The 15,824-nt window shown below is 72.7% G+C and carries 14 protein-coding genes; 6 read left to right on the forward strand and 8 right to left on the reverse strand.

Annotated elements, in window-relative coordinates; all coding sequences use genetic code 11:
- Window positions 1-44: 44 nt before the first annotated feature.
- From OKX07_RS19925 to OKX07_RS19940, 4 genes are read right to left on the reverse strand one after another with little or no spacing between them, the layout of a single operon-like run.
- Entirely contained in the window at window positions 45-995 is a 951-nt protein-coding gene (locus tag OKX07_RS19925) for a carbohydrate ABC transporter permease (RefSeq protein WP_265629741.1), read from the reverse strand.
- Window positions 995-1,930, reverse strand: a complete 936-nt coding sequence (locus OKX07_RS19930; protein ID WP_322746804.1) for a sugar ABC transporter permease — start codon at window positions 1,928-1,930, stop codon at window positions 995-997. The genes OKX07_RS19925 and OKX07_RS19930 overlap by 1 nt, the downstream gene beginning before the upstream one ends.
- On the reverse strand, window positions 1,930-3,186 hold the full coding sequence (locus tag OKX07_RS19935) for an ABC transporter substrate-binding protein (protein ID WP_265629742.1): 1,257 nt from the start codon (window positions 3,184-3,186) through the stop codon (window positions 1,930-1,932). Before OKX07_RS19935 ends, OKX07_RS19930 begins: the two co-directional genes overlap by 1 nt.
- 32 nt (window positions 3,187-3,218) lie before the next feature.
- A complete protein-coding gene (locus tag OKX07_RS19940) occupies window positions 3,219-5,393 on the reverse strand; it encodes an alpha-galactosidase (RefSeq protein WP_265629743.1) in 2,175 nt (724 codons plus the stop codon).
- Between the two features lie 182 nt (window positions 5,394-5,575).
- On the opposite strand from OKX07_RS19940, the gene OKX07_RS19945 reads away from it, so the two are divergent.
- Genes OKX07_RS19945 through OKX07_RS19955 form a run of 3 tightly spaced genes read left to right on the forward strand, consistent with a single transcriptional unit; the run spans window position 5,576 to window position 9,391 of the window.
- Window positions 5,576-6,715 (forward strand): ROK family transcriptional regulator, encoded by a 1,140-nt coding sequence (locus tag OKX07_RS19945; protein ID WP_265629744.1) that lies wholly within the window; start codon window positions 5,576-5,578, stop codon window positions 6,713-6,715.
- Window positions 6,716-6,764: 49 nt separating this feature from the next.
- Window positions 6,765-7,979, forward strand: a complete 1,215-nt coding sequence (gene galK / locus OKX07_RS19950; protein ID WP_265629745.1) for a galactokinase — start codon at window positions 6,765-6,767, stop codon at window positions 7,977-7,979.
- Window positions 7,976-9,391 (forward strand): UTP--glucose-1-phosphate uridylyltransferase, encoded by a 1,416-nt coding sequence (locus OKX07_RS19955; RefSeq protein WP_265629746.1) that lies wholly within the window; start codon window positions 7,976-7,978, stop codon window positions 9,389-9,391. The genes galK and OKX07_RS19955 overlap by 4 nt, the downstream gene beginning before the upstream one ends.
- Window positions 9,392-9,406: 15 nt before the next feature.
- Here OKX07_RS19955 and OKX07_RS19960 read toward each other — a convergent pair whose 3' ends face one another.
- Entirely contained in the window at window positions 9,407-9,880 is a 474-nt protein-coding gene (locus OKX07_RS19960) for a MarR family winged helix-turn-helix transcriptional regulator (RefSeq protein WP_265629747.1), read from the reverse strand.
- Between the two features lie 85 nt (window positions 9,881-9,965).
- Between OKX07_RS19960 and OKX07_RS19965 the strand changes: the two genes are divergently transcribed.
- Window positions 9,966-10,850, forward strand: a complete 885-nt coding sequence (locus tag OKX07_RS19965; protein WP_265629748.1) for an alpha/beta fold hydrolase — start codon at window positions 9,966-9,968, stop codon at window positions 10,848-10,850.
- A gap of 25 nt (window positions 10,851-10,875) precedes the next feature.
- Here the strand turns inward: OKX07_RS19965 and OKX07_RS19970 are convergent, their stop codons facing one another.
- A complete protein-coding gene (locus tag OKX07_RS19970) occupies window positions 10,876-11,208 on the reverse strand; it encodes a YnfA family protein (protein ID WP_265629749.1) in 333 nt (110 codons plus the stop codon).
- A gap of 176 nt (window positions 11,209-11,384) precedes the next feature.
- Between OKX07_RS19970 and OKX07_RS19975 the strand changes: the two genes are divergently transcribed.
- Window positions 11,385-13,712, forward strand: coding sequence for a glycoside hydrolase family 9 protein (locus OKX07_RS19975; RefSeq protein WP_265629750.1), 2,328 nt, complete (start codon window positions 11,385-11,387; stop codon window positions 13,710-13,712).
- Between the two features lie 98 nt (window positions 13,713-13,810).
- Here OKX07_RS19975 and OKX07_RS19980 read toward each other — a convergent pair whose 3' ends face one another.
- Both OKX07_RS19980 and OKX07_RS19985 read right to left on the reverse strand, forming a co-directional pair.
- On the reverse strand, window positions 13,811-14,140 hold the full coding sequence (locus OKX07_RS19980; RefSeq protein ID WP_322746805.1) for a type II toxin-antitoxin system PemK/MazF family toxin: 330 nt from the start codon (window positions 14,138-14,140) through the stop codon (window positions 13,811-13,813).
- Window positions 14,141-14,323: 183 nt separating this feature from the next.
- Entirely contained in the window at window positions 14,324-14,983 is a 660-nt protein-coding gene (locus OKX07_RS19985; protein WP_265629751.1) for a PP2C family protein-serine/threonine phosphatase, read from the reverse strand.
- 170 nt (window positions 14,984-15,153) lie between these two features.
- On the opposite strand from OKX07_RS19985, the gene OKX07_RS19990 reads away from it, so the two are divergent.
- The gene (locus OKX07_RS19990) at window positions 15,154-15,666 is read left to right on the forward strand and encodes a hypothetical protein (RefSeq protein WP_265629752.1); all 513 of its coding nucleotides are present in this window, start codon (window positions 15,154-15,156) and stop codon (window positions 15,664-15,666) included.
- Window positions 15,667-15,824 lie beyond the last annotated feature (158 nt).

Consider the following 15,824-nt stretch of genomic DNA (forward strand, 5'->3'; position numbering starts at 1 on the left):
CGTGACGCCCCCGGCCGGGACGCCGCTGGGTGCGGGGGCACCTGTCACTTGATCGCGCCCCGGGTGACGCCGGAGATGACCCAGCGCTGCGCGATCACGTAGACGATCAGCAGGGGCGCCATCGCCATGAGGTAGGACGCGAAGGCCACGGTGTAGTTCGTCGTGAACTGCGCCTGGAACACGTACTGCACGAGGGGCAGCGTCGCCCCGCGCGGGTCGGACACGATGATCAGCGGGAGCAGGAAGTCGTTCCACACCCACAGGCACGTGAGGATCCCGACGGTCGCGTTCATCGGGGACAGCAGGGGGAAGATGATCCGCCAGAACACCGTCCACGTGGACGCACCGTCGACGATCGCCGCTTCCTCGAGCTCCCGCGGGATGGAGTTGATGTACGCGGTGAAGATGAAGATGTTGAACGACAGGCCGTACACCACGTACAGCAGGATCAGCCCGACCTGGTTGTCGAGGCCCAGCAGCGCCGTCTGCTTGGCGACGGGCAGCATGAGGATCGGGAACGGGATGAAGAGCGCCGAGATGAAGTAGAAGAACAGGCCCTTGAACAGCCGGCGGTGCATGTTCCGGGCGATCGCGTACGCGACCATCGAGTTCGTCAGCAGCGTCAGGGCCACCGCTCCGACCGTGATGAGGGTGCTGTTCAGGGCGGTCCGGGAGAAGTCGGTGAGCCGCCACGCCTCGGCGAAGTTGCCCCACGCGAACTCGGTCGGGAAGGCGAACCCGGTGCCACCGAGCTGGTCCTGGGTCTTGAGCGCGGTGACGACCGTGAAGTACAGCGGGACGAAGATCGTCAGGCTCAGGGCGACGAGCAGCGCGGTGAGCCACCAGTTGATGCGGTGGCCCTCGCTCGGGCTCCGGCGCGGGCGGTCGCGTCCGCCCGGCCGGCCGGGCAGGTCCGGGCCGTCGGGGTCGGAGCCGCGCGCGGGTCGGGGGGGTGCGGCCATCGTGTTCGCACCGCTGACGGGTGTGGTGCTCATCAGGCTGACACCTCTCTGCGCTGCAGGACACGGAGCTGGAAGGCCGCGAAGGCGATGATGACGATCATGAAGACGACCGCGTTGGCGAGCTGGTAGCCGTACTCCCCGCCCTGGAACCCGCCGCGGTAGATCAGGACGCCCACGGACTCCGTGGACGTGCCCGGCCCGCCGTTGGTCAGGGCGATGATGTGGTCGAAGACCTGCAGGAAGGTCTTGAGCGCGAGCACCATGTTGATCGTGAAGAAGCCGGCGATCATCGGGAACGTGATGCTGCGGAACTGCCGCCACGACGACGCGCCGTCGAGCGAGGACGCCTCGTAGAGCTCCACCGGGACGGTCTGGAGACCGGCGAGGTAGATGATGATGTTGAACGCCGTGGCCTGCCACACGGCCAGGATCAGGATCCCCACCCAGGCGAGCTGCGGGTCCGCGAGGATCGACGTCGAGAGCCGGTCGATCCCGAGCGCGGTCGCGATGGTGGGCACGGCACCGGAGAACAGGTACTGGAAGACGTACCCGATCACGAGGACCGAGAGCACGTTGGGGATGAAGTAGATCCCGCGGAGCGTGTTCTTGAACTTGATCCGCGCGTTGAGCCCGATCGCGACCGCGAGCGCGAACGCGTTGACCAGGATCGTCGCGAGGAACGCGAACCGGAACGTGAACCCGTACGCGGCGATGACGCGCGGGTCGGTGAACAGGGCGACGTAGTTGTCGACACCGACGAAGCTCCACTCGCCGTAGCCCGGGGAGTCCGTGAAGCTGAAGAAGACGCCCTGCAGCACCGGGATGGTGTGGAAGACGAGGAACAGCACGACGGCCGGCAGGACCATCCAGTAGAACGCGCGCGGCAGGCGTGTCCTGTCGGGGCGGATGCCGGGCGGTGGCGCCGACGGGGTCCGGGTGCCCGCGGTGCGGGGTGCGGTCGTGGCCATCAGGAGCTCACCGCCCCCAGCCCCCAGGTGCGGCGCTGCGCGACCCGGTCCCACGAGTCGTCGAGCCCGTCGAGGAAGGCGTCGGCGTCCTTGTCGATGAGGAGCCGCTGGAGCAGCGGCCCCAGCGGGATCGCGGGGATGAACTGGTGGTCGTCGAAGCCCACGAGACGCTCCTGCCGGATGTAGGGCTGGATCCCCGCGAGCGCGGGGTCGGGGTTGGTCGCGCCCGCGAGCGCGGGGATCGCGACCTGCTGCTCGGCGTAGTCCTGGACGGCGTCGGGCTCCAGGAGGAAGTCGATGAACCGGCGTGACTCCTCCGGGTGCGCGCCGCCCGCGCCGGCGGTGACGAGCACGTCGACCCCCGAGACGAGGCGGGTGTCCGCCGGGTCGTCGGTCGCGGGCAGCGCGAAGCTGCCGACGGTGAAGTCCGGCTCGAAGCTGCGGATCTGCGGGACCGCGTAGCTGCCCAGCAGGAGCATCGCCGACTCCCCGGCGGCGAACGCGACGGTGCCCTCCTGGTAGCCGAAGCCGGCGGGGTTCGGCTGCGTGTACTCGAAGAGCTCGAGCTCCTTCTCGGCGGCCTCGCGCCACCCCTCGGCGAAGGTCGCCTCACCGGCGAACCGGGCCTCGAAGAAGCCGTCGGGTGCCGTCTGGGCGGTGAGCGGCGCGAGCGGCGCCTGGGCCGTCCAGGCGTCGCCGAGCATCGCGTAGAACGGGGTGACGTCCGCCGCCTGGAAGGTCTGCGCCGCGCCGATCAGCTCGTCCCAGGTCTGCGGGATCTCGACCCCGTGCTGCTCGAAGAGCTCGACGTTGTACAGCACCCCGCTCGCGTTCGCGGCGAACGGGATGCCGTTGACCGCACCCTCGTCGCTCGCGCCGAGGTCCTGCAGGATCTTCACGTAGCCCTCGTTGAGGTCCTCCAGGACCGGGTCCCCGGCGTAGTCCACGAAGATCCCCGCCGAGGCGAGCTCCCCGAACGTCCCGTTGCCGTTGAGCGTCAGCACGTCGGGCACGTCGTCCTTGACCAGGCGTGCGCGCAGGGCGGTCTCCGGGTCGGGGACGTTGTCGACGACGATGTCGATGTCCGGGTTCTCCGCCTCGAACTGCGCGGCGCGCTGCTCGAAGTACTCGACGGCCTCGGGCTTGAACTGGAAGAAGGTGAGCGTCGTGCGGCCGTCGCCGCCTGAGCAGGCGACGAGCGTGGAGGCGGCGAGCCCGGCGACGAGCAGCCTCGCGACGGTGCGGGGTGGTGCCATGACTGATGCCCTTCGAGGAGGAGGTGGCGAGCTCAGTCGGCCGAGGGACCGCTGGGTGCCCGGCGCGCGTGCAGCAGCACGAGGCGCTCGGGGAGGAGCGACGGGGCCTGGACCCCGACCGCCGCGAGGGTGCGGCCGCTCAGCCGCGTGCCGTCCGCCCACCACGGGACGGGGTAGATCGCGTCGCCGCGCGCCGCCGCGTGCCCCGGGGGCAGCGGCCGCAGGTCGTAGGTGGTGTCGGGGTCGAGCCCGGGCAGCCGCAGCCGCCCGGGCGGGCTCGTGACCGACGTACCGAGGGTGACGACCGCGTAGATCGCCTCCGCGCGGTCCGGCGCGACGACGCCGTGCACCCACAGCGACGGGTCGGGGGTGTCCGCGTGCACGACCGTGCCGCCGTGCAGCAGCGCGCGGTGCTCCTGGTGCGCGGCGATCCACGTCGCCAGCGCGGCGAGGTCGGCGTCGGACGCGGACGTCAGGTCCCACTCGATCCCGAGGTGGGAGAAGAACGCGGTGCCCGCACGGAACCCGAGCACGTGCGTGCGCCCGGTCGTGTGCGCCGTCGGCGCCCCGATGTGCGAGCCCACCATCTCCGGTGGCAGGAGCAGCCCGATCCCGGCCTCGATGCCCTGCCGCTCGAGCGCGTCGATGGTGTCCGAGGCCCACACCCGCTCGGCGCGTTCCATGATCCCCAGGTCGGTGCGCCCGCCGCCCCCCGCGCACGACTCGATCTCCAGCCCCGGGTGCCGGGCGCGCAGCTCGTCCATCAGCCGGTAGGTCGCCAGGGTCTGCTCGTGCACCCCCGCCCGGCCGGTCGGCCACAGGCCCGCGTCGATCAGGTCGCGGTTGTGGTCCCACTTCACGTAGTCGATCGGGTGCGCGGACAGGATCGCGTCGATCCGCTCCAGGACGTGCGCGTACGCCTCCGGGTGCGCCAGGTTGAGGACCTGCTGGCGGCGAGCGGGCGGCCCGAGGCGGCCCCCGGTCTGCAGCAGCCACTCGGGGTGCGCGCGCGCGAGGTCGGAGTCCGGGTTCACCATCTCGGGCTCGAACCACAGCCCGAACTGCATCCCGAGGCGCCGCACGTGGTCCACGAGCGGGCCGAGCCCGTCGGGCCAGACGTCCTCGTCGACGTACCAGTCACCCAGGCCGGCGGAGTCGTCCCGGCGACCGCGGAACCAGCCGTCGTCGAGCACGTACCGCTCGACCCCGATCGCGGCGGCCCGGTCCGCCAGCCCCGCGAGCCGGTCGTGGTCGTGGTCGAAGTACACCGCCTCCCACACGTTGAGGATCACCGGCCGCGGGGTGCGCGGGTGCTGCGGCCGGGCGCGCAGGTGCGTGTGGAACCGACCGGCGAGCTCGTCGAGGCCCGCGCCGTAGGACGCGTAGACCCACGGGCTCGTGTACGTCTGGCCGTGCGCGAGGCGCACCTCCCCCATGAGCAGCAGCTCCCCGGCGCCCAGCAGACGCACGCCCGACGCCGTCCGCTCGGCGAGGGTGCGCGTGTTGCCGGACCACCCCACGTGCACGCCCCACACCTCGCCGGTGCGGTACCCGAAGCCGGACCGTCCCGCGAGCAGCAGGACCGTCGCGTCGTGCGCCCGCCCGCGACGGCTCTCGCGCAGCCGGGTGCCGACGTCGAACGGCGCCCGCTGCGGCGAGCGCTCCCTCAGGTGCCGGCCGGTGAAGTCGAGCACCTCCTGCGCCTCGGACGGGACGGGGAGCATCACGTCGAGCGACCCCAGCGTGTACGTCCCGGGCCCGGTGCTCGTCAGCGCGGCGCGGGTGCGCAGCAGGCCACCGGCGAGGAGCTCGAGCTCGAGGTCGAGGTCCAGGTCCGCGACGTCGTCGCGCGCGGTCACGCGCACGCCGTCCTCGACGCCGGGGCGGGGCCGGTGCTCGTGCGCCGTGCCGGTGGAGGTGAACGCGACCGAGAAGTCGGCGCCCTCGCGGTGCCCGGTGACGCCGGGTGTGCCGAGCCACCCCAGCGACTGCTCGGGGAGGAGCGAGACCGGCACGGGCGCGTCGGTGGAGCCCGGCGCCGGCGGCGGCACGCTCGCCGTCCGGAGCCGGCGGAGCTCGCCGTCCGGCACGTCACCGAGGTCGGCACCCCAGTGCAGGACGCGTGGCAGGCGGTCGCCCGCGACATCCAGCACCAGGCTGACACCGGCGGACCGCAGGTGCAGCAGGTCGGCGGACGACGTCGTCACGAGACCCCCTGATTCGACTGAACGGGTGATATTCAGTGTCACGCCGAAAGTTCCAGGACGTCAAGTCGAGACCTGCGCCACATCTTTCGCGCATGAGGGAGGCGCACGCTTCCGTGGCAGATGTATCGTCGCCCTATCCGTGTGCGGCAGGATGGTCGCGCCGGCCGGTGCGAAGGAGGAGGATGACGGACGTCGCCTCGTGGGCACCCTCCGGCGGTTCCACCCGGGACGTCGCGCTCGAGGTGCTGCTGCGCGGCCCGCTCTCGCGCACCGAGCTCGCACGCCGCCTGAACCTGTCGCAGGCCAGCCTCTCGCGCCTGACCAAGCCCCTGATCGAGGGCGGCACGCTCGTCGAGACGGAGCCCGCACGCGATCCGGCGACGGGGCGTCCCGCACGGCCGCTCGACGTCGTGCCCGCCACCCACCAGTTCGCCGGCGTCAAGGTCACGGGCGACGCCGCCCACGCCGTGCTGGTCGACCTGCGCGGCAACGTCCTCGCCGACGCGAGCGCCGCCCTCGTCGACCACGACCCGGGGCACGTCGTCGACGTGGTCGCCGCGCTCACGCACGAGCTGGCCGGGGAGGCGGACGTCACCGGTCTCGGCGTCGCGCTCGGGGGCCACTCCCCCGACCACCGCTCGGTGCACCGGGCACCGTTCCTCGGCTGGGACGACGTGGCCTTCGCCCAGCAGGTGGAGCAGGCGACCGGCCTGCCGACGGTCCTCGAGAACGACGTCGCCGCGCTCACCGCAGCCGAGCACTGGTTCGGTGCCGGTCGCGGGCTCGACAGCCTCGCCGTCATCACCGTCGGCGCCGGCGTCGGCTACGGGCTCGTCCAGCACGGCCGGCAGGTGACGCACCGTGACATGGGCCTCGGCCTCGTCGGCCACTACCCGCTCGACCCCAACGGCGCCGTCTGCTTCGACGGGCACCGCGGCTGCGCCACGGCGATGCTGACCATCCCGTCCCTCACCGCGCAGGCCGGCGTCGCCCTCGGTCGCCCGGTCGACTTCACCGAGCTCCTCGCGCTCGCCCGGGACTCGCAGCCCGTGGCTCGACGGCTCGTGCGGGAGGCCGTGACCGCACTCGGCCGCCTCGTCGCCGCCGTGGCGAACCTGACCATGCCCGAACGCATCGTGGTGACCGGCGAGGGGGTGGCGCTCGTCGACGCCCAGCCCGCCGCGCTGCGGCTCGCCATCGCTCGCGACCGCGACCCCCGCGCGTCACCGCTCGACCTCGTGACACGACCTGGAGACTTCACGCAGTGGGCGCGCGGCGCCGCCGTCGTCGCCATCCAGGACTTCGTCCTGCGCGCACCCTGAGGGTGCCGCGGCGACGGCACCGACCGAGAAGAGCGAGGAGCGAGCACCCGTGAGCGTCACCCTGATCCCGGCATGGTCGGACGAGGAGGGCACGCAGCGCGCTGCCGCGCTGTGGGCCGCGACGTTCGGGGGGCGTCCCGACGGGGTGTGGGCCGCACCCGGGCGGGTCAACATCATCGGTGAGCACGTGGACTACAACGGCGGACCGTGCCTGCCCGTCGCGCTGCCGCACCGGACGTTCGTCGCGATGACCCGCCGCGACGACCAGCAGGTCCGCCTGGTCTCCGACCTCGCGCCGCACGACGTGTGGTCGGGCGCCCTGGCGCAGATCGCACCGGGCGGGGTCCGGGGGTGGGTCGCCTACGCCGGCGGGCCGGCGTGGGCGCTGGCGCAGGCCGGGCACCCGGTGGGCGGCTTCGACGCCGCCATCGTGTCGTGCGTGCCGCTCGGTGCGGGCCTGTCGTCGTCCGCCGCGGTCGAGTGCGCCGTCGCCCTGGCCCTCGACGAGACGTTCGGGCTGGGCCTCGGCGCCGACGACGCGGGACGACGCGCCCTCGCGGACGCGTGCATCCGGACCGAGGCGCAGGTCGCGGGTGCGAACACCGGCGGCATGGACCAGTCCGTGTCGCTGCGCGCGCAGGCCGACCACGCCCTGCTGCTCGACTTCCGCGACGGCAGCGCCCAGCAGGTCCCCCTCGACCTCACGACGAGCGGTCTCGAGCTGCTGGTGATCGACACGCGGGCCCCGCACTCGCTCGACGACGGCCAGTACGCCGAGCGTCGGGCGACCTGCGAGCAGGCGGCGGCGCTCCTGGGGGTCGGCACCCTGCGCGAGGTCACCGACCTCGACGCTGCGCTCGCGCAGCTGCCGGACGCGGTGATGCGCCGTCGGGTCCGGCACGTCGTCACCGAGATCGCCCGGGTCGAGGTGTGCACCGGGCTCGTCCGCGACGGTCGCCTCCGGGACGTCGGCCCGCTGCTGGACGCCTCGCACGCGTCGCTGCGCACCGACTACGAGGTCACGTGCGTCGAGCTCGACGTCGCGGTCGAGGCCGCCCGGTCGGCCGGTGCGCTGGGTGCCCGGATGACCGGTGGCGGCTTCGGCGGATCGGCGATCGCCCTGGTCGAGGCCGGGACCGTCCCCGCGGTGTCGCTCGCGGTGCAGGAGGCGTTCGCCGTCCGGGGCCTCGCCGAGCCGGCCTTCCTCCTCGCCCACGCCGGCCCCGGCGGCGCACGCGTCCCGAGAAGGAGCGACGAGTCATGACGGACACGGCACTGAGCCAGGCACAGGCCAAGATGCGGGCGGCGGGCGTCGCCGACGCCGCGATCGAGGTCTTCACCCACTACGTCGGTCGGCTCCGCGCCGGGGCCACGGGCGTGATCCGCGAGGACACCATCGCCCCGCTCCTCGACCCGCCCCACCTGTCCGACGTGACCGTCGACCGCCGCACAGCGCAGCAGGCGCTCGCGCGGACGGCGATCCTCAAGCTCAACGGCGGGCTCGGGACGTCCATGGGGATGGACCGCGCCAAGTCGCTCCTCCCCGTCCGCGACGGACGCACCTTCCTCGACCTCATCGTGGCGCAGGTGCAGCACGTCAGGTCGTCGTACGACGTGCGGCTGCCGCTGACGTTCATGAACTCCTTCCGCACCGACGCCGACACGCGCGCCGCCCTGGCCCGGCACGAGGGCGTCGAGGTCGACGGGGTCCCCCTGACCTTCCTGCAGCACCAGGAGCCGAAGCTGCTCACCGCGGACCTCAGTCCGGTCAGCTGGCCCGCGGACCCCTCGCTGGAGTGGTGCCCCCCGGGCCACGGCGACCTCTACACCGCCCTGCTGACCTCCGGGACGCTGGACCGGCTCCTCGACGCGGGCTACCGCTACGCCAACGTCTCGAACTCCGACAACCTGGGTGCGGCGCCGAGCCCGACGATCGCCGGGTGGTTCGCCGGCTCGGGGGCGCCGTACGCAGCCGAGCTGTGCCGACGGACCGCCGCCGACCGCAAGGGCGGGCACCTCGCGATCCGCACGAGCGACCACCGGCTGATCCTGCGTGACACCGCGCAGACCGCACCGGAGGACATGGACTTCTTCACCCACGAGCACCGCCACCCGTTCTTCCACACCAACAACCTGTGGTTCGACCTCGAGCAGCTGGCTGCCGCGCTCGCCGCGCGCGGGCCGGTCCTCGGGCTGCCGCTGATCCGGAACGTGAAGACCGTCGACCCGACCGACCCGTCGTCGCCCGAGGTCGTCCAGATCGAGACGGCCATGGGTGCCGCCATCGAGGTCTTCGACGGCGCCACGGCGATCGTCGTCGGGCGGGAGCGGTTCCTGCCCGTGAAGACGACGAACGACCTCCTGCTCGTCCGCTCCGACGCCTACCGCCTCGGTGAGGACGCCACGCTGCGGCCCGTCGTGGAGCCGGCGCCGCTCGTCGACCTCGACCGGGAGCACTACACGACCGTCGCGAGGTTCGACGACCGGTTCCCCGGGGGCCCTCCCTCGCTGCGGGACGCGACGTCGCTCACCGTCCGGGGGGAGTGGACCTTCGAGGGGGGCGTCGCCGTCGTCGGCGCTGCGACGCTCGGCCCGCAGGGTGCGCCGGGGACCGTGCCGGCGGGCACCACGCTCGGCCCGGCAGGACCGAGCGCCCAGGAGCCGTCCGCGCCCTGACCGGGAGCCCGGCGCCTACGCGTCGGGGTCGCGGGCGTTCCAGCCGGGCTGGTCGACGCGGATCGCGTCGTCCCCGACGAACTGCCGGAGGGTGTCCTCGAGCGCCGCGACGGCGGCACGCCCCGCCTGCGTCTCCCACTGCTCGCGCAGCTCGGCGAAGACCGCCTCGCCCTCCTGCAGCAGGGTCAGCCCGCGCTCGGTGACGCGCAGGCCGATCCGGCGCCGGTCGGCGGGGTCGGGCTCACGTGCGACGTAGCCGCGCGCCTCGAGGACCGCGATGGTCTTGGCCGCCGCCTGCTTGGTGACCGACATCGCGCGTCCGAGCGCGGAGGCGCTGTCCGCGCCGCTCAGGATCGAGCGGAGGGCGAAGTCGTGCACGGGCCGGACGTCCTCGTAGCCACGCTCTGCCAGCTCGGCCCCGGCCTGGTCCGCCAGGGTGCGGAATCCGGCGAGCAGGAGCAGCGCCAGGTCGGCGCCCGATCGGGACATGCGGCGAGCCTAGCCCGCGGCTTGACGTCGACAACCTGGCTGTCTACTGTGATTGACAACTAGGTTGTCTATTGAGGAGCCTCCCATGCCCGTCATCACCCCCGCCGGCGCGACCGTCCCCGGCGTGACCCACCACCTCACCGACCTCAACGGCACGCAGCTGCACCACGTCACCGCCGGGACCACCGGCTCGCCGATCCTCCTGGTGCACGGGTGGCCGGAGACGTGGTGGGCGTTCCGCACGCTCATCCCCCTGCTCGCCCAGGACCACCGCGTCCACGCCCTCGACCTGCGCGGCTTCGGCGACTCCGGCAGCGACGGCGCCGACGGCGGTGAGCTCGTGGCCGCGGAGGACCTGCACCACCTGGTCCAGCACCTCGGCACCGGCCCCGTCCACCTCGTGTGCCAGGACATCAGCGGCGGCCTGGGCTTCCGGTTCGCGGCCACCCACCCCGAGGACGTCCTCAGCCTCACCGCCGTCGAGTCGACCCTCGCCGGGTACGGGCTCGAGATGCTCGCCGACGTGAACGGCTCCGGCTCGTGGCACGTCGGGTTCCTCGGCGCCCCCGGCATCGCGTCCATGCTGCTCCCGGGCCACGAGCGCGAGCTCCTGGCCGACTGGGCCTACCCGATGATGAACGGCACGCCGGGGGCCGTCACCGAGACCGACCTCGACGAGCTCGTCCGCACCTACTCGCGCCCGGGCGCCTGGCGCGGCACCGAGGGCCTCTACCGCTCGATCTTCACCGACGACGGTGCGACCCGCGCCCTGGCGGAGTCCCGGCCGATCGCCGTCCCGGTGCTCACCGTCGACGGCGTCAACCACCCGTTCACCGAGAACACGTTCCGCCAGGTGAGCGTCGGCGAGGTCACCGCCGTCCACATCGAGGGCGTCGGCCACCTCGTCGCGCAGGAGGCGCCCGAGGCGCTCGCGTCCGCGATCCTCGCCTTCGTCGCGCAGGTCGGCTGAGCCGCGGCGGCGGCTCGGCCCGCGGTCAGCTGCGCGGCGCGTACATGATGACGGCGACGCCGAGCAGGCAGATGCCGGCGCCGATGACGTCCCAGCGGTCGGGCTGGAACTTGTCGACGGCCATACCCCAGGCCAGCGACCCGGCGACGAAGATCCCGCCGTACGCAGCCAGGATGCGCCCGAAGTTCGCGTCCGGCTGCAGTGTCGCGACGAACCCGTAGGCACCGAGGGCGACGACGCCGGCACCGATCCACAGCACGCCGCGGTGCTCACGCACGCCCTGCCAGATCAGCCACGCGCCGCCGATCTCGGCAACGGCCGCGACGGCGAACAGGAGCAACGAGCGCAGCAGCGTCATGGGAGAAGTCTGTCGTGACGCCCTCCTCCTAATCGATTCCGCGGTGGCTCGGGGGCTCCGACCGGCCGGGTCCCGGACCTACGGTGATCGAACCGATACGACAGCCGCCGGACGCAGCGTCGGCGGCCGTGGGCGGGAGTCGCTCCGCCACGTCGTCCACCAGCCTGAGGACCGCCATGTCACCGATCACCCCACGACGCGCCCGGCGCCACGGCCGGGGCGCCACCCTCGCGGTCGTCACCGCTCGTATCGTCGCGGTCGCCACCGTCCTCACGGTCACGGCCGTCACCGCGCCCACGGCCGTCGCCGCCCCCGACCCCGGCTCCCCGGTCAAGGTCAACCAGGTCGCCTACGTGCCCGGCGTCGCCAAGGTCGCGACGCTCGTCAGCTCGTCCACCACCCCCGTGGCCTGGACGCTGCGCGACGCCGCGGGCCGCACCGTCGCCGAGGGCACGTCCACGGTCAAGGGCGCCGACGCACTGTCCGGCGACCGGACGCACCTCGTCGACTTCTCGTCCTACGACACCCCCGGCACGGGGTACGTCCTGTCCGCGGCGGGCGCGAGCAGCCACCCGTTCGACATCTCCGCCGACCCGCTGAAGAAGCTGCGGTACGACGCGCTCGCGTTCTTCTACCACCAGCGCTCGGGCATCGCGATCGAGGCGCAGCACGTCGGCAGCACCTACGCGCGCGCGGCCGGGCACCTGGGCGTCGCGCCCAACCAGGGCGACACGAGCGTGCCGTGCCGGCAGTCGTGCGGGTACAGCCTCGACGTGCGCGGCGGCTGGTACGACGCGGGCGACCAGGGCAAGTACGTCGTCAACGGCGGCATCGCGACGTGGCAGCTGCAGAACGCGTACGAGCGGACGCTGCACGTCGACGGCGCGGACCGCACGGCGCTCGGCGACGGGAAGCTGGCGATCCCCGAGCGCGCGAACGGCGTGCCGGACGTGCTCGACGAGGCCCGGTGGGAGGTCGACTTCCTGCTGCGGATGCAGGTCCCCGCGGGCCGCACCGACGCCGGCATGGTGCACCACAAGATGCACGACGAGAACTGGACGGCCATCCCGACGATCCCGTCGCAGGACTCCCAGCGCCGCGTCCTGTCACCCGTGAGCACGGCCGCGACGCTCAACATGGCAGCCGTCGCCGCGCAGGCGTCACGCCTGTGGGCGCCGTACGACGCCGCGTTCTCCGCCAAGGCCCTGACGGCCGCGCAGACCGCGTACGCGGCCGCCAAGGCGAACCCCAGCCGCATCGCGTCCAGCACCGACGGCACGGGCGGCGGCGCCTACGGCGACGCGTCCGTGACCGACGAGTTCTACTGGGCGGCGGCCGAGCTGTACGCGACGACGGGGTCCGCGTCCTACCGCGCCGACGTCACGGGGTCGTCGTTCTACAAGGGCACGAGCTTCGCGCAGCGCGGCTACGACTGGGGCTGGACCGGCGGGCTGGGCGACACGACGCTCGCGCTCGTCCCGACGGGCCTGCCCGCGGCCGACGTCACAGCGACACGTGCCGCGATCGTCTCGTTCGCCGATGCCGCGCTCGCGCGCCTCGCGAACCAGGCCTACCCGGCGCCCAACAACGCCGGCAGCGTCTACTACTGGGGATCGAACGGGCAGGTCGCGAACAACGCCAACGCGCTCGCCCTCGCGTACGACTTCACGGGTCAGGCGAAGTACCGGACGGCCGTGTACGGCGCGCTCGACTACGTCCAGGGCCGCAACCCGCTCAACCAGTCGTACATCGCGGGCTACGGCGAGAAGGCGGTGCGCAACGTGCACCACCGGTTCTGGGCGAACCAGAACGACGCGTCGTTGCCGATCGCGCCGCCCGGGTCGTTCTCCGGCGGCCCCAACAGCGAGCTGCAGGACCCGGTCGCGGCCGCCGAGCTCGCCGGCTGCGCGGCGCAGAAGTGCTTCGTCGACGACATCGAGGCGTACTCCGTCAACGAGGTCGCGATCAACTGGAACTCGGCGCTCGTGTGGCTCACGGCGTGGGCTGCGGAGCAGGCGGGTGGCACGACGCCGACGCCGACTCCCACGCCGACGCCGACGCCGACTCCCACGCCGACGGTCACTCCCACACCCACGCCGACTCCCACACCCACGCCCACACCCACGCCGACTCCCACACCCACGGTCACCCCCACGCCCACACCCACACCGACGCCCACCCCCACGGCCTCCGCGGCCTGCAAGGTCACGTACTCGGCGAACTCCTGGAACACCGGGTTCACCGCCGCGGTCACCGTGACCAACACCGGCTCGGCCCCGTGGTCGTCGTGGCAGCTCGCGTTCACGTTCCCGGGTGACCAGAGGGTCACCCAGGGCTGGAGCGCGACCTGGAGCCAGACGGGCACCACGGTCACCGCGACCAACGCCCCCTGGAACGGCTCGCTCGCCGCGGGCGGGTCGACGAGCATCGGGTTCAACGGCTCGTACAGCGGCACCAACGCCGCACCGTCCGGGTTCACGGTCAACGGGGCTGCCTGCTCCTGACGGACCCGCCCGGGGCGCTCCCCCGGGACGACGACGGCCGCCGGTCCTCGTGACCGGCGGCCGTCGGCGTGCGTGGCCTGCTGCCGGTGCGGGTGCCGTCAGTCGGCGGAGGAGGCGAGCCCCAGGTAGCGCGCGACCGCCTGCTCGACCTGAGAGGGGTCGTCACGGCTGAGACAGTCCACCGGCTCGCCGTGGACGTGGTCGAGTTCGATGGTGCGGATCTGGTCCACGAGCAGCCTGGTGTCCTCGTCCGCGATACGCAGCTCGGGCCGGAAGACCGCCGGTCGGGCGCTGGTCGACGTCGGCACGATGGGGGTGACGGACCACGGCATGTTCGTCGGGTACAGCACCAGCCCGAGGCGACGCCCGCCGTGCTCGTGACCTCGCGGCCGGCCGAGGTCGATCCGGTAGGCGGCTCCGCGGATCACCAGGCGTCCGGTGCGGCGTTCAGGTTCTCCTCACGAGCCTCGGCGGCGTCGGCGCGCGCTCGGTTCAGCCACAGCTCCTGGTCGTCGGCACGACATGATCGTCGCCGCGTGTAGAACATCCGTCTCACACCGGAGCGGGTGCCGGGTGTCCGGATGGGCCCGGCCTCGACATGTCGCGGTGGGTCATGCCGGCGTGCCCGCCTGGGTGTGGCGGTCCCGGCCGTGGTGGGCGTGCCAATCGAGGATCAGCAGCGTGGCGTCGTCCGTCAGGGCGTGACCGGTCGCGTCCAGGACGCGGTCGGTGAGGTCCCTCACCGCCTCGCGGGGGTGCAGGTGCGCGGTCGCGACGATCAGGGCGGGCAGGTCCAGGTCCTCGGCGTTGCGTTCGAGCATCCCGTCGGTCAGGAGCACGACACGGTCTCCCGGGCGCAGCTGCACGGTCGTGGCGGCGTAGGTCGTGCCGGGGAACAGGCCGAGTGGCACGCTCGCGATCAGGTCCACGTCCTGGATGACGCCGTCGCGCAGGAGGTAGGGCGGGGTGTGCCCGGCGTTGACGAGCTCGAGCGAGCCGGCCGCGAGGTCGAGGCGGCCCAGGAGCCCTGTCGAGAAGCCCTCGCTCGACTGTGAGGTCTGGTAGTCGCACAGGGCCGTGTTGGCTGCGGCGGCCTGTTCCAGGAACGTCAACCCCTGCCGACGGGCGTTGCGCAGCGCGCCGACGCACAGGGAGGCAGTCAGCGCGCTCGCAACGCCGTGGCCCATGGCGTCGGTCACCGACAGGTGCAGGTCGCCGCGGGCCAGGGTGTAGTCGTACGTGTCCCCGCCGACGCTGGCCGACGGTTCCAACCACGCCGAGAGGGTGAACGACCCGGCCTCGCACGTGTACCCGGCAGGCAGCAGACGGCGCTGGATCTCCGCGGACAGGTCGCCCGAGTAGTGGGTGCCACTCTCCCGTGCCGTTCTCCGTTCCGGTGAACGCGGCCGCCTGAGACGGGCGACCGGGTAGCGTCGGGACCATGACCGGGTTCTTGGCGCCAGGTTCACCGCTCTGGACTCTGCTGTCCGTTGCGCTCGGAGGCGTGATCGGCGCGGGGACTACGTACTGGACCGAGTGGCTGCGGGCCCGCCGAGAGGACCGCAGAGCCGACAAGGAGCTGCTGCGGGACGTTCTCCTACACGCCCTACGCTTCCGGCGGCTCGCGTACGAGGCGGGCCACCCGGGGACGCCAGAACAGCGCGCTGACCGCTTGGCTCTGCTGGCCGAGGCAGGCCACGCCCTGAGCGATCGGATCATCGAGGCGGAGGCGTTCGGCCCCATCGGGATCGGCAATATCGCCGGGCTCGCCTTCGAAGAGACCGAGCGATTGCACGCCGTCGTCCGCACCGGCGACCCGGACCAGATCAGCCCCGTGACGCTGGAGGTGCACCGGCGCACGCTATACCTGGTCGACGCCATCCGGCAGAAGTTGGAACTACCGCCCCGCTACCCCAAAGGAACGGTGAACCCTGACGCCCGGTCGCGCCCCTGATCGTTCATCGGACCGCGGCCCAGAACCAGCAGCCGGTTGGCGGTAGTGGACGCCCTGCACGCCCCATCACCCCCCAGGTGGAAAAGCCTGGAGCCGGAGACGGCCCTCGGCCCGGCGCCGCCGAACCGAGGGGCCGACCGCATCAGAGCCGCGCGTCC

This window comes from Cellulomonas sp. S1-8, from assembly GCF_026184235.1.
Classification (GTDB): domain Bacteria; phylum Actinomycetota; class Actinomycetes; order Actinomycetales; family Cellulomonadaceae; genus Cellulomonas.